Raw genomic sequence first — 20,668 nt, forward strand, 5'->3', positions numbered from 1 at the left:
CGCCGTCCCATGCAAGCGCCGCCCGTCAAGGACGGGCCGCCCATCAACCAGGAAATCCGCGCTACCCGCGTTCTGCTGATCGATCAGAACGGTGAAAAGCAAGGCGTCATGCCGCTGTCCGCCGCCCTGGAAGCCGCCGAAGAGGCCGGCCTGGATCTGGTCCAGATCGTCGGCAACGCCGAGACGCCGGTCTGCAAGATCCTGGATTACGGCAAGCATCGTTTCCAGGAGCAGAAGAAGAAGGCCGAGGCGCGCAAGCGTCAGAAGATCGTCGAGCTCAAGGAAATCAAGCTCCGCCCGAACATCGACACCCATGACTATGAGGTCAAGGCCAAGTCGATGCACCGCTTCTTCGAGGAGGGCGACAAGGTCAAGGTGACCCTGCGCTTCCGCGGCCGTGAAATGGCGCACCCGGAGCTGGGCATGAAGCTGCTCAACAAGGTGCAGGCCGACTTCGACGAAGTCGCCAAGGTCGAATACGCGCCGCGTATGGAAGGCCGTCAAATGATCATGATTCTGGCGCCGCGCTAGGGCGACGCCAGGCTGTTCAGGCGTCACGTTTCGGCGTGACGCTGACGCCCGCATCGAAAATCCGGGCGTGTTTCCAAGGAGGGGGCTCCATGAAATCGCTACTACTCGCCACCATGTCCGCGGCGGTCCTGCTGTCGGGCACGGCTCAGGCCGCCGCGCCCGAAGCGCCGCCGATCGAGGCCTATGCTTCGCTGCCGGCGCTCGATCAGGTCTCCATTTCGCCCGACGGTCTGAAGCTGGCCTTCATCGGCGTCACCCCGCAGGGACAACGCCGCATGGGCGTGCGTTCGCTGGCGGGCGAAGCGCTCGGCGCGGTGGACCTCGGCGATCAGAAGGTCCGCGACATCTTCTGGGCCGACAACGACCACGTCGTCGTAACGACCTCGCAGTACACCGACATCGCCTTTGTCTCCGACCGCGCCGAATTCTACACGGCCCAGTCCTATGACGTGCGGTCGCGCCGCTTCACCACCCTCATGAACTCCTCCAACAACCGGGGCAGCAACAGCGTCGGATCGCGCCAGACGCGCGGCACCGGGATGTTCAACTTCATCGCCGGCCCTCCCTTCCAGCGCGAAGTGAACGGCAAGATCTCGACCTTCGTCCGCAGCTTCTCGCGTGACGACGGCATGGCCACCTTCGAGGTCGATCTCGATACGGGCGAAGGCACCCTGCGCCCTGACTTCGAAGGCGTTGTCGGCCCCAACGGCAAGTCGATCGCACGCGCCCAATGGAACCGCGACACCGGCCGCTGGTGGCTTCAGGCCAAGGCGAACGTGGGCTGGACCGAGATCTGGAGCGGCTCGGGCTTCATGATCGACTCGCCCAGCCTGCTCGGCCGGGGCACCCGCGAAGACACGGTGCTGATTTCCGTGCCCGAAGCCACCGAGGTCGCTCTCTACGAAGTGCCCCTGGCCGGCGGAGAGGCCCGACGCATCCGCGTCGACGGCCTGATCGAACCGTCGCCGATCTATCACCCCCTGACCGGCGCCATGCTCGGCTTCGCCGCCGCCGGTGAAGAACGGGCGGAGTTCGTCTTCACCGACGACGCCATGGCTGCGCGCTGGGCGGCGCTCGAAGCCGCCTTCCCCGACCAGAATCTGCGCATCGTCTCGGCGACGCCGGCCTATCAGAAGGCCATCGTCCAGACCGACGGCGCCGCCAACCCCGGCTCCTACACCCTGGTCGATCTGGGCGAAGGTCGGGCCACGCGTATCGGCAGCCGCTATCCGGGCGTCCCCGCCGCCGCCATGGGCACGGTGAAATACGTCACCTATCCGGCCGCCGACGGCCTTTCGATCCCCGCCTACCTGACCCTGCCGCCCGGCCGCGAGGCCAAGGGCCTGCCTCTGGTGGTGCTGCCGCACGGCGGCCCCCAGGCGCGTGACGAACCGGGCTTCGACTACTGGGCGCAACTGCTGGCGTCGCGCGGCTACGCCGTGCTGCAGCCGCAGTTCCGCGGTTCGACGGGCTTCGGCGTCGCCCACCTGGAAGCCGGCTACGGCGAATGGGGCCGCAAGATGCAGTCGGACCTGACCGACGGCGTGCGCTGGCTGTCGACCGACGGCGTGATCGACCCCGCCCGCGTCTGCATCTTCGGCTGGAGCTACGGCGGCTACGCCGCCATGGCCGGCGCCACCCTGGACGCCGACACCTATCGTTGCGCCATCGCCGGCGCGGGCGTGTCCGATCTGCCGCGCATGCTGGCCTGGGAACGCGATCAGACCGGCGGTCGCGACACGCCGGTGATGCGTTACTGGAAGCGCTTCATGGGCGCCGACCGGATCAACGACAACTCCATCGCCACGGTCTCTCCGGCCCGCCTCGTCGATCGCGTCCAGGCCCCGGTCCTTCTGATCCACGGCACGGACGACAGCGTCGTTCCCTTTGAACAGTCCGATCTGTTCCGCCGCGCCATGGAACGGGCCGGCAAGCCGGTCGAACTGGTCGAACTGCATGGCGAGGATCACTGGCTCTCGCGTCGTTCGGGTCGTGAAGCCGTCTTCACCGCGGCGGTGCGTTTCCTCGAGAAGCACAATCCGGCTGACTGATTCATCGGCTTGATTTCGAAGGGGCGGCGCCTTACAAGCCGCCCCTTCGCGTACCGGACCGCCGGGCGAACAGGCATGCCTGGGCGGTTCGTCAACGGACGATCGAACCTGGGGCTCTACGCAGCCCGAGGAACGCCCGTCCCTCAATATTAGAGAGAGAAAAATGCCGAAGCTGAAGACGAAGTCGGGCGCCAAGAAGCGCTTCAAATTCACGGCCACGGGCAAGGTCAAGGCTGGCGTCGCCGGCAAGCGCCACCGCCTGATCAGCCACAACTCGAAGTACATCCGCCAGAACCGCGGCACTTCGGTCATGGCCGACGCCGACGCCAAGAAGATCAAGTCCTACATGCCGTACGCCTGATCGGCGCGCCGCATACCTGATCATCCTGTCACACTGAATTTGAACACTAGCCTCTGAAGCAGTGAGCCGCCGCGCGGCGAACGCTAGAGGCTTCCCGAAGGGAAAAACAAAATGGCTCGCGTCACTCGGGGCGTTACGTCCCACGCCAAGCACAAGAAGGTTCTGAAGCAGGCCAAGGGCTTCTACGGCCGCCGCAAGAACACCATCCGCACCGCCAAGGCCGCCGTCGATCGCGCCGGCCAGTACGCCTACCGCGACCGTCGCAACAAGAAGCGTTCGTTCCGCGCCCTGTGGATCCAGCGCATCAACGCCGCCGCCCGTCTGGAAGGCTTCACCTACTCGCAGTTCATCCACGGCCTGGACAAGGCCGGCATCGTGCTGGACCGCAAGGTCCTGTCGACGATCGCCGCCGACGAAGCCAGCTTCAAGGCCATCGCCGACAAGGTCCGCGCCGCTCTGGCCGCCTAAGTCTCGCGACCGCGCTCAAGCAGCGAGGCCTCGCCGGCCGAGCGCTGGCGCAAAAAGAAACAAACGCCCGTCCCGGTCGCCGGGGCGGGCGTTTTTCATGGCGGAGCCTGACCTTTTCGGCCGGTCGAGCGTTGGGGTTCGACAGCCGGTTCGACTGGCGAACCGGCGACTGAGGAGGCTTGGCCGATGTCCATCGCTCGCGTCACTGAAATCACCGCGTCGTCCACTGTCAGCTTCGACGACGCCATCGCCCAGGGCATCGCGCGCGCCGACAAGACCCTGCGTCACGTCGAAGGCGCCTGGATACAGGAGCAGAAGGTCGTGGTCCGCGACGGCAAGGTCGCGGAGTATCGGGTCAACATGAAGATCAGCTTCGTCCTGGCGGATTGAGGGTCCGACTGAGCCTGATCGACGCTGAAGGCTTTGCGTGACGGCCATGTCGGGCTAGACGCTGCGGACCATGACCGATCTCGCCCAGCTAGAACTCGACCTGATCAACGCCATCGGAGCGGCCTCCAGCGTCGCTGCGATCGAGGAAGTGCGCGTCGCCGCCCTCGGCAAGACAGGGACCGTCTCGGCCCTTCTCAAGGGGATGGGCGCGCTCAGCCCCGACGAACGCCGCGAACAGGGGCCGATCATCAACGGCCTGCGCGACCGCGTGACCGCCGCCATCGCCGCGAAGAAGGCCGAGCTTGAAGCCGCCGAGCTGGACGCCCGCCTGCTGGCCGAGCGCATTGACCTGACCCTGCCCAGCCGTCCGCGCCGCAAGGGCGGGGTGCACCCCACCATGCAGGTCATGGACGAAATGATCGCCCTCTTCGCCGAGATGGGCTTCGCCGTGGCCGAAGGCCCGGACATCGAGGACGACTTCCACAACTTCACCGCCCTGAACTTCCCGCCCAAGCACCCGGCGCGGGAGATGCACGACACCTTCTTCCTGAAGCCCGACCCGGAAACGGGCGAGCGCAAGGTGCTGCGCACCCACACCAGCCCGGTGCAGGTCCGCACCATGATGTCGCAGAAGCCGCCGATCCGCATCATCGCGCCGGGGCGCACCTTCCGTAAGGATTCGGACGCCACCCACACGCCGATGTTCCACCAGATCGAGGGCCTGGTGATCGATCGCGACATCCACATGGGCCACCTGAAGACGACGCTTGAGACCTTCATCGCCCGCTTCTTCGAGCTGGACGACGTCAACGCCCGCTTCCGCCCGCACCACTTCCCCTTCACCGAACCCTCGGCCGAGATGGACATCCGCTGCGACCGTTCCGGCGGCAAGCTGACCCTGAACGAGGGCGAGGACTGGCTGGAGATCCTCGGCTGCGGCATGGTTCACCCCAATGTGCTGCGCAACTGCGGCATCGACCCGGACGAGTATCAGGGCTTCGCCTTCGGCATGGGCGTCGATCGCCTGGCCATGCTGAAGTACGGCGTCTCCGACCTGCGCCCCATGTTCGAGGCCGATACGCGCTGGCTGGCGCACTACGGTTTCTCGGCCTTCCAAGCTCCTAATTCTGCAAGCGGACTTTCCTGATGACCTCCCCTTCTTCCGCACCCGCTGTGTTCGACCCCACCCAGGCCGTCATCGAGAACGTCGAGATCAGCCTGTACGACCTCTATCGCGGCCATATCGAAGCCGGCGGTTCGCCGCTGATGGCCGGCCGAACCTTCCGCAACTGCATCCTGGTGGGTCCGGCCGTGGTCCTGGTCATGCCCGGCACCCGCTTCTCGGAAACCAGCTTCGGCGCCGCTGACAACGACATCCGCACCGTGCTTCTGCGTCCTGCCTCGCCCAACAAGGCGATCGGAGCCATTCCGATGGCCGACTGCGTGTTCGAGCGGTGCCAGTTCCGGGGCGTCGGCTTCACTGGCCACGAGAACTTCATCAACCTGCTGATCGAGCAGCTTGGGCGCGGCGACGCGACGGGCCAGGCATGAAGTTCACCCTTTCCTGGCTGAAGGAACACCTCGACACCACGGCCGAGGTCGATCAGGTCGCGGCCGCCATGACCATGGCCGGGCTGGAGGTCGAGGAGGTTCATGATCCGATCGCGGCCCTGGCTCCCTTCACGGTCGCCAGGATCGTCTCGGCCGAGCGCCACCCCAACGCCGACCGGCTGCAGGTCTGTCAGGTGGATACAGTGGACGGCCGCAAGGAGATCGTCTGCGGCGCGCCGAATGCACGGGCGGGTCTGACCACCATCTACGCCCCGATCGGCGCCTATGTGCCGGGGCTGGGCGTGACCCTCGTCGAGAAGCCGGTGCGCGGCGTGGTGTCTCACGGCATGCTGTGCTCGGGCGCCGAACTGGAACTGGCGGACGACAGCGCCGGCATCCTGGAGCTGAGCGACGACCTGCAGGTCGGTCAGCCGGCCGCCGGGGTCTTCGGCGCCGAGCCGGTGATCGACTTCGAGGTGACGCCCAACCGTCCCGACTGGCTGGGGGTGGCGGGCATCGCCCGTGACCTGGCCGCCACGGGCCTGGGTCAGCTGACGACGCCGGAAATCAAGCCGGTCGCAGGCGGCTTCGCCTCGCCGGTCACGGTGCGGATCGACACGCCCGACCTGTGCCCGATCTTCGCCGGGCGCGTCATTCGGGGCGTGCAGAACGGTCCGTCGCCGGCCTGGCTGCAGCACCGCCTGACGGCTGTCGGCCTGCGTTCGATCAACAGGCTGGTCGATATCACCAACCTGATCTCCTACGACCGCGCTCGCCCCCTGCACGTCTATGACCTGGCCAAGCTGTCGGGACAGACGATCATCGTGCGCGCCGGTCTGGCGGCGGCGGCGGATACCGACGAACACGAGCACCTGATCGCCCTGGACGGCAAGACCTACGCCGCCTCGTCCGCCGACTGCGTGATCGCCGACGCCGAGGGCGAACGCCCCATCGGCCTGGGCGGCGTCATGGGCGGCGAGTCGACCGGCTGTTCGGACGAGACGGTCGACGTCTTTGTCGAGAGCGCCTGGTTCGAGCCCCTGGTCATCGCCCAGACGGGGCGTTCGCTGGGCATCAGCTCGGACGCGCAGTATCGCTTCGCGCGCGGCGTGGACACGGCCTCGGTCGTGCCGGGCCTGGAACTGGCAACCCAGATGATCCTCGACCTGTGCGGCGGCGAGCCGTCCGAGATCACGGTGACAGGACAAGCCCCCGCGGCGCCGGAAGGCTTCGTCTTCGATCCCGCCTATGTGAAGCGTCTGTCGGGCCTCAGCCTGAGCGACGACCGCATCTTCGAGATCCTGACCGCCCTGGGCTTCACCGTCATGCGCGGCTCGCCCTGGACCGTGGTGCCGCCGTCGTGGCGCCGCGACGTCGAAGGCCCGGCCGACCTGGTCGAGGAAGTCGCCCGCATCGAGGGCTTCGACGCCCTGCCGAACACGCCCCTGCCCGAAGCGCCCCGCGCGCCCGGCGGCGTGCTCAGCCCGCGTCAGGCCCGCGTCCGCGTCGCTCGTCGCGCCCTGGCCGCCCTGGGCTACGCCGAGGCCGTGACCTGGTCCTTCACCAAACAGTCCACCGCCGTCCTGTTCGGCGGCGGCGATGAGCGTCTGGTGCTGGAGAACCCCATCGCGGCGGACCTCGACTGCATGCGCCCGTCGGTCCTGCCCAACCTGATCCAGGCGGCGGCGCGCAACGCCGCGCGCGGCCATGCCGATACGGCCCTGTTCGAAGTCGGCCCGGTCTATCTGAACGATCAGCCGAACGGCCAGCGCACCGTCATCGCCGGTCTGATCGCCCCCCATCCCGACCGCCACTGGGGCGGGGCGGGAGAGGACGCCCTGTTCGGCCTCAAGGGCGACCTGTTCGCCCTGCTGGAGGAGATCGGCGCCCCGGTCGCCTCGCTGCAACTGGCGCAAGGCTCCAATCAGGCCTGGTGGCACCCCGGCCGTTCGGCTCGCCTGCAACTGGGCCCCAAGAACGTCATCGTCGAGTTCGGCGAACTGCACCCGCGCGCCCTCAAGGCCCTGGACGCCGACGCGCCCATGCTGGCCTTCGAGATCATTCTCGATTCCGTGCCGGAACCGCGAGGCAAGGCAGGCAAGGCCCGGGGCGCGGCGGACCTGCCGAACCTGATGCCGCTGTCGCGCGACTTCGCCTTCCTGCTGGATGAGGCCAAGGCGGTGGGCGACCTGACCCGCGCGGTCGTCGGCGCCGACAAGGCCCTGATCGCCGACGTGCGCGTCTTCGACGTCTATCGCGGCCAGGGCGTGCCCGAGGGCCAGAAATCCGTGGCGATCGAGGTCGAGATCCAGCCGCGCGGCGCCACCCTGGCCGAGGCCGAGATCGAAGCCCTGACCGCCAAGGTCGTCGCCGCCGCCGCCAAGGCCGGCGCAGTCCTGCGGAGCTGATCATGGCCGAGAAGAAGCCCTGGGCCGAGACCACCTTCGAGCGCAACCTGTTCCGCGCCCGCTGGCTGATGGCCCCCTTCTACCTGGGCCTGGTGGCGGCCCTGGTCATGCTGCTCGTCGTCTTCGTGCGCGAACTGATCTACTACGTGCCCCAGGCTTTCATCATCGGCGAAGGCCATATGGGGTCCGACGGCGCCATCCTGGCCATCCTCAGCCTGGTGGACCTGTCGCTGGCGGGCAACCTGCTGCTGATCGTCCTCTACTCCGGCTACGAGAACTTCGTCTCCAAGCTGGATCTGGACGAGAACCACGTGGACCGGCCGCCGTGGATGGGCTCGGTCGACTTCTCGGGCCTGAAGATGAAGCTGATCGCCTCCATCGTGGCGATCTCGGCCATCTATCTGCTCAAGAGCTTCATGAACATCGGCAAGCCCGGCCATCCCCTGGACGAGGCCGGGCTGATGTGGGCGGTGATCATCCACCTGACCTTCGTGGCCTCGGGCGTCCTGCTCGCGGTCATGGACTGGGTCGCGGCCAAGACGGACAAGCACTAGGGCGAAGCCGGAGCCTTCGCTCCGGCTTCTTTCTTCTGGGCCTATCGCGCTTCGCGCTGCTTGAGGCCAGCGATGCTGGGGCTGCTGACGAAGCCTTGATCGCGTGGGGCGTCCTCGAATACGGCCAAGCAAGGTTCGGTTAACCTTAAAGCCCCAAGGCTGCCGCAAAAGACACGGACGTTAGGCCAAGCCCGCGACGATGGGCGCACCGTCCCCTGTCAGGAGCCTGACCATGCATCGCCGCCAACTGATCCGCACCAGCCTTGGCCTCGCCGCCGCCGGCGCCCTGCCCGCAGGCCTCGGCGCCTGCGCCTCGACGCGCCAGCCGACCGATCCCAACTATCCCATCGCATCGGATCAGAACGCCCAGGCCTATACCTTCGAGGAACTGGTCGCCGCCGGCTCGCGCGAAATGGGCATAGCCGCCGAAGCCATGGGCGCGGCGATCGAGCGCATCTTCGCCGAGCAGGGCGACCGCCCGACCGCCTATATCGCCGGTGAAGAAGCCGCCGGGGCCGCCGCCGTCGGCGTGCGTTACGGCCGCGGCGCCCTGCACATGAAGGACCTGTCGGCTTCTCAGGAAGTCTTCTGGCAGGGCATTTCGATCGGCTGGGATGTCGGCGGCAACGCCAGCCGCGTCTTCACCCTGGTCTACGGCCTCTACCACCCCGACATGCTCTACCGCCGCTATCCCGGCGTCGAGGGCTCGGCCTATCTGGTCGCCGGCCTGGGCGTGAACTATCAGCGCGCCGACGGCATCGTCCTGGCCCCCATCCGCACCGGCGTCGGCCTGCGCCTGGGCGCCAACGTCGGCACCATGAGCTACAGCCGCCAGCGCAACATTCTTCCTTTCTAAGAAGGAAGATGCGCTAACGCTCGCGACGCGGTCGCTCGCTGCTTGAGCGCAGCACCGCGTTGATGGGCACGGCAGCGCCCTGAACAAAAACCGTGCGTTTCGGACACGAAAAGAACGCCATTCGGCCCTTCGCTCGCCTGGAAGACCCTTCAGAAAGGCAACATCGGCCCGTTGGAGTTCGGAAAAGTCCCGGATCCTGAACAGCCCCCCCAGCCCCCCAGGATTTTTCCGCTAAAGGGCTTCGACGGGCCGATGCTTCCTCCAAGCGAGACGCCCGCGCCTGCCGCCCCTCCCCCTCCAAGGCAGCGCGGGCGTTTTGCTGTCCGCCGTCTGCCAGAGGCAGGGATCAACCCGGCAGGTTGATCGTGGTCCGCTCTCCATCCCGCATGACCGCCAGTTCGACCGCACCGCTGGTTGCGCCCAGAACCGTCGCCAGGCCCGCCATGTCGGCCACCGTCGCGCCGCCCGCCGACACGACGATGTCGCCCGCCTGAACCCCAGCCGCCGCCGCGACCGATCCGCCCTCGACCACGGTGATCTGGGCGCCAGCGCCTTCGCCGCTGTTGCGGAAGGTCAGACCGCGCGCCATGGCGGCGCTGCGACCGACACGAACCGCATCGGCCTCGGCCGGCTGAACCGTCAGGCTGGCGGTCGCCTCGCGACCGTCGCGCAGATAGATGACAGGCAGGGTCGCGCCGGGCCGGGCGATGCCGACCGTGGCCTGGATGGACCCGGCGTTGGCCACCGGTCGGTTTTGAAGGCGTGTGATGACGTCCCCGGGCTGCAGGCCCGCCCGCTCCGCCGAAGAGCCCGGCGCGGCGTCATAGACCACGGCTCCGCGCACGATGTTCAGACCCATCTCGCGCGCCCGTTCGGCGGTCAGAGACCCGACCGCGACGCCGATCTGGCCGCGCTTGACCTCGCCGGTGGCGCGCAGTTGATCGACCACGAACATCATGATCCGCGTCGGCACGGCGAAGGCGATGCCGTCATTGCCGCCGCCCATGCCGCCCGACAGGATGGCGGTGTTGATGCCGATCAGGCGGCCCCGGCTGTCCAGCAGCGGTCCGCCCGAGTTGCCCGAGTTCACCGCCGCGTCGGTCTGGATATAGTCCTCGATGGCGTCGCCCATGCCCGAACGGTTCAGGCCCGAAATCACGCCCATGGTCAGGGTCTGATCCAGGCCCAGGGGATAGCCGACGGCAAAGGCCAGGTCGCCGGTGCGCAGGGTGTCGGAATCGACCGTCTGGACCTGAGACAGGCCCGCGCCCTCGATCTTCAGCACGGCGATGTCGGTGGCCTTGTCAGCCCCGATCAGGGTGGCGTCGAACAGGCGGCCGTCGATCAGGTCTACCGAGAACTTCTGACCGTTCTCGATGACGTGGTGATTGGTGACAATGATGCCGTTGGCGGCGTCGATGATAACGCCCGACCCGCCCTGGGCGGGTTTGGGATCGCCGTCCGAACTGGGTCCGCGCGACTGGCCCAGGGTCGTGACCTGGACCACGGCCGGCAGGGAGGCGTCGAGACCCGAGGCGAAGGTGAAGACCCCGCGTCGCGCATCATAGGGCAGGCCCTGCACGCCCGGCGTCTGCGCCGAGGCGGCTGCGGCGGTCGCAGCGACAGGCACGGCGAAGGCCAGGGTCAGAACAAGAGCGGCGCCGGTCGAGGCCAGCAGGGTGTGTCGCGTCATAGAGGGTCCCTTCGCAGACAAGCAGCCTAGCGCGAGAAACCCTCCGTGACGACAGCCTCGACCGTCACAATAGACGTGAGCCCTAGAAGGCGCTCTCGCCGGTGATGGCCCGGCCCAGGATCAGGGCGTGGACGTCGTGGGCGCCTTCGTAGGTGTTGACGGTTTCCAGGTTCATGGCGTGGCGCATGACGTGCAGTTCGCCGGTGATGCCGGCGCCGCCGTGCATGTCGCGGGCCTCGCGCGCCACGGCCAGGGCCTTGCCGCAGTTGTTGCGCTTCATCAGGCTGATGGCCTCGGGCACCCAGGCCCCCGTATCCAGCAGGCGGCCCAGGGCGTAGGCGCCCTCGAAGCCGAGGAAGATCTCGGTCTGCATGTCGGCCAGTTTCTTCTGCACCAGCTGGCGCGACGACAGGGGACGGCCGAACAGCATCCGCTCGGCCACATAGTCGCGGCTGGCGTGGAGGCAGAACTCGGCGGCGCCCATGGCTCCCCAGGCGATGCCGAAACGCGCCTTGTTCAGGCAGCTGAACGGCCCGCGCAGACCCTGGACGCCCGGCAGGATGTTGGCTTCCGGCACGAAGACGTCGTTCAGGCCGATGTCGCCGGTGATCGAGGCGCGAAGCGACAGCTTGTCGCCGATCTTGTCCGTGGTGAAGCCGTCAAAGTCACGCTCGACGATGAAGCCCCTGATCTTGTCGTCCAGCTTGGCCCAGACGATGGCCAGGTCGCTGATCGGGCTATTGGTGATCCAGTACTTGGCGCCGTTCAGGCGATAGCCGCCCTCGACCTTGACCGCCTTGGTTTTCATCGAAGCCGGGTCGGAGCCGCCATCGGCCTCGGTCAGGCCGAAGCAGCCGACCAGTTCGCCCGCCGCCATCTTGGGCAGGAACTTCATCTTCTGCTCTTCCGAGCCAAAGGCGTAGATCGGATACATGGCCAGCGACGACTGCACCGACATGGCCGAGCGATAGCCGCTGTCGACCGCCTCGACCTCGCGCGCGATCAGGCCATAGGCGACGTGGCTGGCTTCGGAGCCGCCGTATTGTTCGGGCAGCATGGCGCCGAGGAAGCCCATCTCGCCCATCTCGCTCATGATGGCGCGATCAAAGGTCTCGTCGCGGAAGGCCTCGACCACGCGCGGCAGCAGGGCCTCGCGGGCATAGGCCCTTGCCGCGTCCTGGATCATGCGCTCGTCGTCCGTCAGGCGGCCGCGCAGGTCGAAGGGATCGTCCCACCGGAAGGTCTGTTGCGAAGCGTGCGAGCCGTCGGCCATGGGTGTTTCCTGCGCGAGTAAGCGGGGTTCTCTGATCGTCACACGCGATCCAAAGGACGTGACGATGCGACCCCTGTTCCGGCGGCGGGTTTAGGCCAAAATGCATCGGACGGGTAGAGGGGCGCGGGGAACCGCGTTAGGCTGAGGTCATGTCGAGCACGTTTTCACGTCTGTTCCGCGATCACCCGCGCGAGGTCAGCGAGACCTATCTGGAACACATGGCCGCATCCTCGCGGTTCGGCTTCAAGCTGATCCGCCTGGCCGCCTGCGCCTTCACCCATGCGGTCGTGCCGGGCGTGCACAAGAGCACGGTCTCCGACGCCATCCGCGGCATGGCCCGCGACATGGGCGGTCGCGCCGAGGAAGCCCGCGAATGCCGGATGCGCGACGCCGGCGTCTGGGACGTCGGCCTCTAGCGCCGGATCAATCGAAATCGCCCATCCGGCGGTAGAAGCCGTCGATGTCCGATCCCAGGCCGCAGAAACGCGCGGCCGCGCCGCCGTCCTCGACGAAGACGCCTTCCGGCCCCACGCGAACCTGAATGACCGGGGGATTCGCGCCGATGTCGGCGGCGGTGATCGCGTTCAGCTCGCCCTCGAACGGCGCCAGACGCGCGGCGATGACGCCGTCCGCGTCCTGCGGCCCGACCGCCTGAAGCTCACAGTCGGCGGCGGTCGCCGCGCCGTTCGGAACACCCCCGGCGCGGAAGGCGACGCGCCAGACCGCCCCCTCCCTGGTCAGGGCCATGCTGGCCTGGGCCGGTTCGTCGCGCTCGAACACGGCGTCCGGCGTTTTCGCCTTCATCGCTTTCGAGGACGCGCCGTCCGCCAGAGACGGTCCGGCAGCGGCCAGACCCAGAGAAGCGGCGACGACAATCGAAATGAGACGCATGGAAAACTCGCGAAAACCTGACCGACAGACGGTTCAGCTTCTCGGCGTCGGCGTCAAGCGCTAAGCCTTGGCCATGACCCAGCTTCAAGGCCCCCTCGCCGGCGTTCGCGTCCTCGACCTTTCCCGAGTCCTGGCCGGTCCCTGGGCGACACAGACCCTGGCCGACCTGGGCGCCGAGGTCATCAAGATCGAGCGGCCGGGCGCAGGCGACGACACCCGCCACTGGGGGCCGCCCTTCACCACCACGACCGACGGCTCGAAAGGCGACGCCGCCTATTTCCTGTGCGCCAACCGGGGCAAGAAGTCGGTCGCGCTGGACATCGCCACGCCTGAAGGCGCCGAGGCCGTGCGCCGACTGGCCGCGACCTGCGACGTGGTGGTCGAGAACTTCAAGACCGACGGGCTGAAGAAGTACGGCCTCGACTACGCTTCGTTGGCGACGGTCAATCCCAAGCTCGTCTATTGCTCCATCACCGGCTTCGGCCAGGACGGGCCGGACGCGCACCGGGCCGGCTACGACTACATGATCCAGGCCATGGGCGGGCTGATGTCGATCACCGGTCAGCCCAACGGCGCGCTCGGCGCCGAGCCGATGAAGGTCGGGGTGGCGGTCGTGGACCTGTTCACCGGCCTCTACGCCTCCAACGCCATCCTGGCGGCCCTGTGGCACGCGCGGGCGACCGGCGAGGGCCAGCACGTGGACATCGCCCTGTTCGACGTCCAGGCGGCCATGCTGGCGAATCAGGCGACCAACTGGTTCGTCTCAGGGACAGCGCCGACGCGGATGGGCAACGCCCACCCCAACCTGGCCCCCTATCAGCCCTTCCCCTGCTCGGACGGCATGGTGGTGATCGCGGTCGGCAACGACGGCCAGTTCCGCGCTCTGGCCAAGGCGCTCGGCGTCGAACCCATTGGCGCCGATCCGCGCTTCGCCACCAACGCCCTGCGGGTCCAGCACCGCGCCGAGCTGTCGCCCACCCTGTCGGCCCTGACGGCGGGCTTCACCATGAAGGGGCTGATGGCGGCGCTGGAGGCGGCGGGCGTGCCCTGCGGTCCCGTCAACACCGTGGATCAAGTGTTCGAGGAACCCCAGGCGATCCATCGCGGCCTGACGGTCGAGCAATCGCGCGACGATCTGGCGACGCCGATCCGCACCGTCGCCTCGCCCATTCGCCTGTCCAAGACCCCTGTCCGCTACGCCGCCCCGCCGCCGAAGCTAGGGCAGGACACGGATGAAATCCTGCGAGGATTACGCTCCGAACCCTAGGATCAGGGCGGATTCAGCACGAGCTCTGCGGCCACCCAGAGCAGGCCTCCTAACGCCGCGAGCAAAGCTGCGGAGGCCAGCATGCCCTGCCACGCGACAGGCCTGAACCGACGCGGCAAGCTGGAGCCCCAAAAGCCTCCACAGGCGAAGGCCGCCAGGGCCATGACAGTGCCCGCCGCACGCGTCCCCGGCGTGATCGCGTCCAAATCGTCGCCTTCCACCGTTGCGAACTCACCGGCACGCACGCGCGCCAGCAGGTCACGAGCCTGTTCCGCCTGATCGGCCCGCCCCATCAGTCGCAAGCCCAGAGCCCGCTGCATCAGGGGATCGACCGTGGTCTGGAACCGCTCGGTCACATCCACTTCCACCCCGTGCGAGGCGAGGAAGGCCGCCGCGAGGTCGGCCTCATAGACATCCTGAAAGCGGGCGATCTCGACAATGCTCATAGGCCGAGGCTAGCACGCCCGGCCCAATTGAAAACGGCGGCTCCCGAAAGAGCCGCCGTCGTCAGTTTCGCGTGCTGCGGGCCTTACAGGTCCAGCAGGGCGCGCGCCGGGTCTTCCAGCAGTTCCTTGATGCGGACCAGGAAGGTCACGGCTTCCTTGCCGTCGACGATACGGTGGTCGTAGCTGAGGGCCAGATACATCATCGGGCGGATCTTGACCTCGCCGTTGATGGCCATCGGACGCTGCACGATGTTGTGCATGCCCAGGATGCCCGACTGCGGCGCGTTCAGGATCGGCGTCGACATCAGCGAGCCATAGGTGCCGCCGTTGGTGATGGTGAAGGTGCCGCCCTGCATCTGGTCCATGGTCAGGGCGCCGTCACGGGCGGCCTTGCCCAGGGCGCCGATGCCCTTTTCGATGCCCGCCAGCGACAGGGTGTCGGCGTCGCGCAGGACCGGAACCACCAGACCCTTGTCGGTGCCGACGGCCACGCCGATGTCGTAGTGGTTCTTGTAGATGATGTCCGTGCCGTCGATCTCGGCGTTGACGGCCGGGATTTCGTGCAGGGCCTGAACCACGGCCTTGGTGAAGAAGGACATGAAGCCCAGCTTCACGCCGTGGCGCTTCTCGAAGACTTCCTTGTACTGGGCGCGCAGGGCCATGACGTTGGTCATGTCCACCTCGTTGAAGGTGGTCAGCTGGGCGGCCGTGTTCTGGGATTCCTTCAGGCGGCGGGCGATGGTCTGACGCAGGCGCGTCATCTTCACCCGCTCTTCACGCGGCTGGTCGGCGCGCGGCGCGGCGGGCGCAGCAGCAGCGACCGGAGCCGGGGCGGCGGCGCCGATGGCGGCGATGGCGTCAGCCTTGGTGATGTTGCCCTTCGGACCCGTGGCCGAGAGCGAGGCCGGGTTGATGTTGTTTTCCGAAACCACGCGCTGGACGGCGGGCGACAGGTGGGCCGAAGCGGGCGCCTGGGCCGAGCCGGTGTTGGCCGGAGCGGCGGCCACCGGAGCGGCGGCCGGAGCAGCCACAGCGCCCGAAGCCGAAATGGAACCGATGACCTGACCGGGGGTCACGGTCGAGCCGTTGTCGGCGGCGATGGTCAGGACGCCGGCGGCCGGGGCCGAGACTTCCACGGCGACCTTGTCGGTCTCGATCTCGACCAGAAGCTCGTCCTTGGCGACGGTGTCGCCCGACTTCTTCAGCCAGGTTCCGATCGAGCCTTCAGCGACGCTCTCGCCCATGGTCGGGACGGCGATCTCGACCGAGGCGCCGCCCGAAGCGGCCGGAGCGGCGGCGGGAGCCGCGACAGCGGCAGGCGCGGCGGCCGGGGCCGAAGCGCCTTCGCTCACCGACCCCAGGACCGTGCCGGGAACGACGGTGTCGCCCTCGGCGGCGTTGATCGCCGCCAAGACGCCGTCGGCCGGGGCCACGACTTCCAGCGAAACCTTGTCGGTTTCCAGCTCGACCAGGACTTCGTCCTTACGAACGGCGTCGCCGACCTTCTTGGTCCACTTGGCGATGGAGGCTTCGCTGACGGATTCACCGAGGGCGGGGGTGAGGATATCGGCCATGGTTCGGTCCAGTGTCTTTGTGTCTTGGCGTATCTATAGGTCAGGCGAGGCCGGTCAGGCCATGGCCTCGGCGAGGAAGGTCTCGAGTTCCTTCAGGTGGCGGCTCATCAGGCCGGCCGCCGTGGAGGCGGAGGCCGGACGCCCGACGTAACGCGCGCGCTTGGCCTTGATATCCATCTTCTCGAGCGTCAGTTCGATCCACGGATCGACGAAGGTCCAGCCGCCCATGTTCTTGGGCTCTTCCTGACACCAGACCAGGTCGGCGTTGGGGAAGCGGGCCAGCTCGGCCGAGATCGACTTGATCGGCCACGGATAGAACTGTTCCAGACGCAGGATGTAGATGTCGTTGATCCCGGCCTTCTCGCGCGCGTCCAGCAGGTCGTAATAGACCTTGCCCGAGCAGGCGATGACCTTGCGGATGTCCTTGTCCGCCTTGAGCGAGACGCCCGCCACTTCGGGACGCAGCTGGGCGTCGTCGCGCAGGACGCGGTGGAAGGACGAGCCTTCGGCCATGTCGGCGATGGTCGAAACCGCCTTCTTGTGACGCAGCAGCGACTTGGGCGTCATCAGGATCAGCGGCTTGCGGAACGAGCGGTGCAGCTGGCGACGCAGGATGTGGAAGTAGTTGGCCGGGGTCGTGCAGTTGGCGACCTGCATATTGTTCTCGGCGCACTGCTGCAGGAAGCGCTCGAGGCGGGCCGAGGAGTGTTCGGGGCCCTGGCCCTCATAGCCGTGCGGCAGCAGCATGGTCAGGCCGCTCATGCGCAGCCACTTGCGTTCACCGGAGCTGATGAACTGGTCGATGACCACCTGGGCGCCGTTCACGAAGTCGCCGAACTGGCCTTCCCACAGGGTCAGGGTGTTCGGGTCGGCCAGCGAGTAGCCGTATTCGAAGCCCAGCACCGCCTCTTCCGACAGGGCCGAGTCGATGACCTCGAAGTGGGCCTGGCCCTCGCTGAGGTGGTTCAGCGGGATGTAGCGCTGCTCGGTCGTCTGGTCGGTGATGCCCGAGTGACGCTGCGAGAAGGTGCCGCGCACCGAGTCCTGGCCCGACAGGCGGACGTTGTAGCCCTCTTCCAGCAGCGAGGCGAAGGCCAGGCTTTCGGCGGTGGCCCAGTCGATGTTCTGGCCGCTGTCAATGGCTTCGCGGCGGCCCTCGACGACGCGCTTCAGCGTCTTGTGGATGTCGACGCTGTTCGGGATCTGGGTCAGGCGATGACCATAGTCCTTGAGCTTGTCAGCCGGGACGGCGGTGTCGCCGCGCTGGGCCGCGTCGTCGGTCTTCTCGGCGCCCAGGCCCTGCCACTGGCCGTCCAGCCAGTCGGCCTTGTCGGCCTTGAAGATCTTGCCGGCCTCGAACTCGGCGTCGAGGAAGGCCTCGAAGCGGGCGACCTCGGCGTCGACATCGGCCTGGGTCAGGACGCCTTCGGCGACCAGACGCTTGGCGTAGATTTCGCGCGTCGATGGTTGGGCGCGGATCTTCGAATACATCAGCGGCTGGGTGAAGGTCGGATCATCGCCTTCGTTGTGGCCGAAGCGGCGATAGCAGAACATGTCCACCACCGCGTCCTTGTGGAACTTCTGACGGTATTCGGTCGCCACCTTGGCGGCGAAGACGACCGCTTCGGGATCATCGCCGTTGACGTGGAAGATCGGGGCCTGGACCATCAGGGCCACATCCGACGGATAGGGCGACGAGCGCGAGTTGCGCGGGCTGGTGGTGAAGCCGATCTGGTTGTTGATGACGAAGTGCAGGGTGCCGCCGGTGCGGTAGCCCTTCAGCCCCATCAGTGCGAAGCATTCGGCCACCACGCCCTGACCGGCGAAGGCGGCGTCGCCGTGGATCAGCAGGGGCACGACCTTGGAGCGGTCCAGCACCCATTCATTGTCCGGCTTGCCGATATTGACCTCGGCCTCGCGGATGTCGAAGGCCTGCTTGGCGCGCGCCTTGCCCAGGACGACCGGGTTGACGATTTCCAGGTGCGACGGGTTGGCCGTCAGCGACAGGTGGACCTTCTTGCCGTCGAACTCGCGGTCCGACGAGGCGCCCATGTGATACTTGACGTCGCCCGAGCCCTCGATGTCCGAGGGGACGGTCGAACCGCCCTGGAACTCGTGGAAGATGGCCTTGTAGGGCTTGCCCATGACGGCCGCGAGCGTGTTCAGGCGGCCGCGGTGTGCCATGCCGAAGACGATTTCATCGACGCCCAGGGCGCCGCCGCGCTTGATCACCTGCTCCAGGGCCGGGACCATGGCCTCGCCGCCATCCAGGCCGAAGCGCTTGGTGCCAGGGAAGCGCTTGTGCAGGAAGCGCTCGAAGCCCTCGGCCTCGATCAGCTTGTTCAGGATGGCCAGCTTGCCTTCCTTGGTGAAGGCGTTCTGCTCGAACTTGTCCGGGCCTTCGAAACGCTGCTGCAGCCAGGATTTCTCTTCCGGCTCGGCGATGTGCATGTACTGCACGCCGATGTTGCCGCAGTAGGTGCGCTTGAGGATCTCCAGCACCTGACGGATCGAGCCGGTCTGCAGGCCCAGGACGCCGTCCAGGAAGATCGGACGATCCATGTCGGCGGCGCTGAAGCCGTAGAATTCGGGGGTCAGCTCGGGGTTTTCGATCGGCTGCTCGATGCCCAGCGGGTCCAAGGTCGCCTGCAGGTGGCCGCGCACGCGGTAGCTGCGGATCAGCATCAGGGCGCGGATCGAGTCATGAGCGGCGGCGCGCACGTCGGCGGCGGTCAGGCCGCCCGAAGCGTCAGGTGCAGGAGCGGCCGGACGCGGGCCGGGCTTGCCGGGGGCGGCCTTGGGATCGACCTTGGGCGCGGGCCAGCGGCCGTCGAAGACAGCGGTGTCCTCGGTCGGCTCGGCCGGCCCCGAACGGCCCCACGAGCCGGCGGCGGCCGACTGCTTCACCAGGTCGGCGTTGTCCTTCAACTGGTCGAAGAAGGCGCGCCATTCCCCCGGCACCGAGCCGGGGTCCGCGGCCCATTTTTCGTGCAGGTCCTCAATGAAGGCGGCGTTCGCGCCATAGAGGAAACTGGTCTCGGCAAAGACCTGGTTCAGCTGACCTGCATCGTCCGCCATTTTGCTCTCGTCGTCCTACATTCCGGCCGCACGCGCACGCCTGCGCGGTGAGCGGCGCCGCTCATATAGGCCGTGTTTCCTTACTGGTCATGACCGAAGCGGGGCGGACAGGGTGGAAATTGGTCGAATCGGCAAGAAAAAACGCCTCCGGACGAATCCGGAGGCGTTTCAAAAGGTCGCGGGGCGCTAAATTTCGCCCCGGAACATCGTTCGGTCGTACTCGCCGCCCCCGAAACGAGGACATCGCCGTCGAGGGTGACGCCGCGAACTCGCTCAAGCAGCGAGCCGCCGCGCGGCGAGCGTTAGCGACCTTGCTGAAGGGTTTAGCCCTTCAGCACTTCCAGAAGCGTGTGGCCCAGACGCGCCGGCGACGGCGAGACGCGGATGCCCGCGGCCTCCATGGCGGCGATCTTGGATTCCGCGTCGCCCTTGCCGCCCGAAACGATGGCGCCGGCGTGGCCCATGGTGCGGCCGGCCGGAGCCGTGCGGCCCGCGATGAAGCCGGCCATCGGCTTCTTGCGGCCCTTCTTGGCTTCATCGATCAGGAACTGGGCGGCGTCTTCTTCGGCGCCGCCGCCGATTTCACCGATCATGATGATCGACTCGGTGGCGTCGTCGGCCAGGAACATTTCCAGGACGTCGATGAACTCGGTGCCCTTGACCGGGTCGCCGCCGATGCCGACGGCCGTGGTCTGACCCAGGCCGGCGTTGGTGGTCTGGAACACGGCTTCATAGGTCAGGGTGCCCGAGCGCGAGACGACGCCGACCGAACCCTTGGAGAAGATGTTGCCCGGCATGATGCCGATCTTGCACTCGTTCGGGGTCAGGATGCCGGGGCAGTTCGGGCCCAGCAGACGCGAGTTGGAGCGGTCCAGGCGCGCCTTGACGCGCACCATGTCCAGCACCGGGATGCCTTCGGTGATGCAGGTGATGAAGGGGATCTCGGCCTCGATGGCCTCGATGATGGCGTCGGCCGCGCCTGCCGGCGGGACATAGATGACGGTGGCGTCGGCGCCGGTGGCGTCGCGGGCTTCGGCGACCGAGGCGTAGATCGGCAGGGTTTCGCCGTGCGAACCGGTCCAGTTGGTGCCGCCCTTGGTCGGGTGCACGCCGGCGACCATCTGGGTGCCGTGGTAGGCCAGGGCCTGTTCGGTGTGGAAGCCGCCGGTCTTGCCGGTCAGGCCTTGCACGATGATCTTGGTGTCTTTGTTGACGAGAATGGACATGTGTCTGTGCTCTGAATTCTGTGTGTCAGCGGGGCGGTGGCGAGTAAGGC

At 67.3% G+C, this 20,668-nt stretch carries 19 protein-coding genes; 12 read left to right on the plus strand and 7 right to left on the minus strand.

What is annotated here, in order from left to right; genetic code table 11:
- Positions 1-9: 9 nt before the first annotated feature.
- From infC to ACZ5XO_RS15000, 10 genes are all read left to right on the plus strand, one after another.
- Entirely contained in the window at positions 10-531 is a 522-nt protein-coding gene (gene infC / locus ACZ5XO_RS14955) for a translation initiation factor IF-3 (protein ID WP_292085029.1), read from the plus strand.
- 89 nt (positions 532-620) lie between these two features.
- Positions 621-2,582, plus strand: a complete 1,962-nt coding sequence (locus ACZ5XO_RS14960) for an alpha/beta hydrolase family protein (protein WP_464163182.1) — start codon at positions 621-623, stop codon at positions 2,580-2,582.
- 163 nt (positions 2,583-2,745) lie between these two features.
- Entirely contained in the window at positions 2,746-2,943 is a 198-nt protein-coding gene (gene rpmI / locus ACZ5XO_RS14965; protein WP_003166435.1) for a 50S ribosomal protein L35, read from the plus strand.
- Between the two features lie 111 nt (positions 2,944-3,054).
- Positions 3,055-3,411, plus strand: a complete 357-nt coding sequence (gene rplT, locus ACZ5XO_RS14970; protein WP_464163183.1) for a 50S ribosomal protein L20 — start codon at positions 3,055-3,057, stop codon at positions 3,409-3,411.
- A 186-nt stretch (positions 3,412-3,597) separates the two neighbouring features.
- Complete coding sequence (locus tag ACZ5XO_RS14975; protein ID WP_207824474.1) at positions 3,598-3,801, plus strand: dodecin family protein; 204 nt, start codon at positions 3,598-3,600, stop codon at positions 3,799-3,801.
- Between the two features lie 70 nt (positions 3,802-3,871).
- Entirely contained in the window at positions 3,872-4,948 is a 1,077-nt protein-coding gene (pheS, locus tag ACZ5XO_RS14980) for a phenylalanine--tRNA ligase subunit alpha (protein WP_464163184.1), read from the plus strand.
- Positions 4,948-5,352 carry a hypothetical protein gene (locus ACZ5XO_RS14985; protein ID WP_464163185.1) on the plus strand — a complete coding sequence of 135 codons (405 nt, stop codon included), beginning with the start codon at positions 4,948-4,950 and terminating at the stop codon, positions 5,350-5,352. The genes pheS and ACZ5XO_RS14985 overlap by 1 nt, the downstream gene beginning before the upstream one ends.
- Complete coding sequence (gene pheT, locus ACZ5XO_RS14990; RefSeq protein ID WP_464163186.1) at positions 5,349-7,760, plus strand: phenylalanine--tRNA ligase subunit beta; 2,412 nt, start codon at positions 5,349-5,351, stop codon at positions 7,758-7,760. The genes ACZ5XO_RS14985 and pheT overlap by 4 nt, the downstream gene beginning before the upstream one ends.
- Before the next feature lie 2 nt (positions 7,761-7,762).
- Positions 7,763-8,314: a TIGR00645 family protein gene (locus tag ACZ5XO_RS14995; RefSeq protein WP_207824464.1), complete on the plus strand. Its 552-nt coding sequence runs from the start codon at positions 7,763-7,765 to the stop codon at positions 8,312-8,314.
- 232 nt (positions 8,315-8,546) lie between these two features.
- On the plus strand, positions 8,547-9,170 hold the full coding sequence (locus ACZ5XO_RS15000; protein WP_464163187.1) for an EipA family protein: 624 nt from the start codon (positions 8,547-8,549) through the stop codon (positions 9,168-9,170).
- Positions 9,171-9,516: 346 nt separating this feature from the next.
- On the opposite strand, the gene ACZ5XO_RS15005 is transcribed toward ACZ5XO_RS15000, so the two are convergent.
- Both ACZ5XO_RS15005 and ACZ5XO_RS15010 read right to left on the minus strand, forming a co-directional pair.
- Entirely contained in the window at positions 9,517-10,863 is a 1,347-nt protein-coding gene (locus tag ACZ5XO_RS15005) for a S1C family serine protease (protein WP_464163188.1), read from the minus strand.
- Positions 10,864-10,945: 82 nt separating this feature from the next.
- Entirely contained in the window at positions 10,946-12,136 is a 1,191-nt protein-coding gene (locus ACZ5XO_RS15010; RefSeq protein WP_464163189.1) for an acyl-CoA dehydrogenase, read from the minus strand.
- A 149-nt stretch (positions 12,137-12,285) separates the two neighbouring features.
- Between ACZ5XO_RS15010 and ACZ5XO_RS15015 the strand changes: the two genes are divergently transcribed.
- On the plus strand, positions 12,286-12,552 hold the full coding sequence (locus ACZ5XO_RS15015) for a DUF6356 family protein (protein ID WP_313101490.1): 267 nt from the start codon (positions 12,286-12,288) through the stop codon (positions 12,550-12,552).
- 7 nt (positions 12,553-12,559) lie between these two features.
- On the opposite strand, the gene ACZ5XO_RS15020 is transcribed toward ACZ5XO_RS15015, so the two are convergent.
- A complete protein-coding gene (locus ACZ5XO_RS15020) occupies positions 12,560-13,027 on the minus strand; it encodes a hypothetical protein (RefSeq protein WP_464163190.1) in 468 nt (155 codons plus the stop codon).
- Between the two features lie 73 nt (positions 13,028-13,100).
- Between ACZ5XO_RS15020 and ACZ5XO_RS15025 the strand changes: the two genes are divergently transcribed.
- Complete coding sequence (locus ACZ5XO_RS15025; RefSeq protein ID WP_464163191.1) at positions 13,101-14,294, plus strand: CaiB/BaiF CoA transferase family protein; 1,194 nt, start codon at positions 13,101-13,103, stop codon at positions 14,292-14,294.
- A 2-nt stretch (positions 14,295-14,296) separates the two neighbouring features.
- On the opposite strand, the gene ACZ5XO_RS15030 is transcribed toward ACZ5XO_RS15025, so the two are convergent.
- From ACZ5XO_RS15030 to sucD, 4 genes are all read right to left on the minus strand, one after another.
- Positions 14,297-14,740: a putative signal transducing protein gene (locus ACZ5XO_RS15030; RefSeq protein WP_464163192.1), complete on the minus strand. Its 444-nt coding sequence runs from the start codon at positions 14,738-14,740 to the stop codon at positions 14,297-14,299.
- 83 nt (positions 14,741-14,823) lie between these two features.
- On the minus strand, positions 14,824-16,314 hold the full coding sequence (gene odhB, locus ACZ5XO_RS15035) for a 2-oxoglutarate dehydrogenase complex dihydrolipoyllysine-residue succinyltransferase (protein ID WP_464163193.1): 1,491 nt from the start codon (positions 16,312-16,314) through the stop codon (positions 14,824-14,826).
- A 54-nt stretch (positions 16,315-16,368) separates the two neighbouring features.
- Positions 16,369-19,392, minus strand: coding sequence for a 2-oxoglutarate dehydrogenase E1 component (locus tag ACZ5XO_RS15040; RefSeq protein ID WP_464163194.1), 3,024 nt, complete (start codon positions 19,390-19,392; stop codon positions 16,369-16,371).
- A gap of 323 nt (positions 19,393-19,715) precedes the next feature.
- Positions 19,716-20,618: a succinate--CoA ligase subunit alpha gene (sucD, locus tag ACZ5XO_RS15045; RefSeq protein WP_464163195.1), complete on the minus strand. Its 903-nt coding sequence runs from the start codon at positions 20,616-20,618 to the stop codon at positions 19,716-19,718.
- Positions 20,619-20,668 lie beyond the last annotated feature (50 nt).

The sequence above is a fragment of the Brevundimonas sp. T2-11 genome (genome assembly GCF_055397675.1).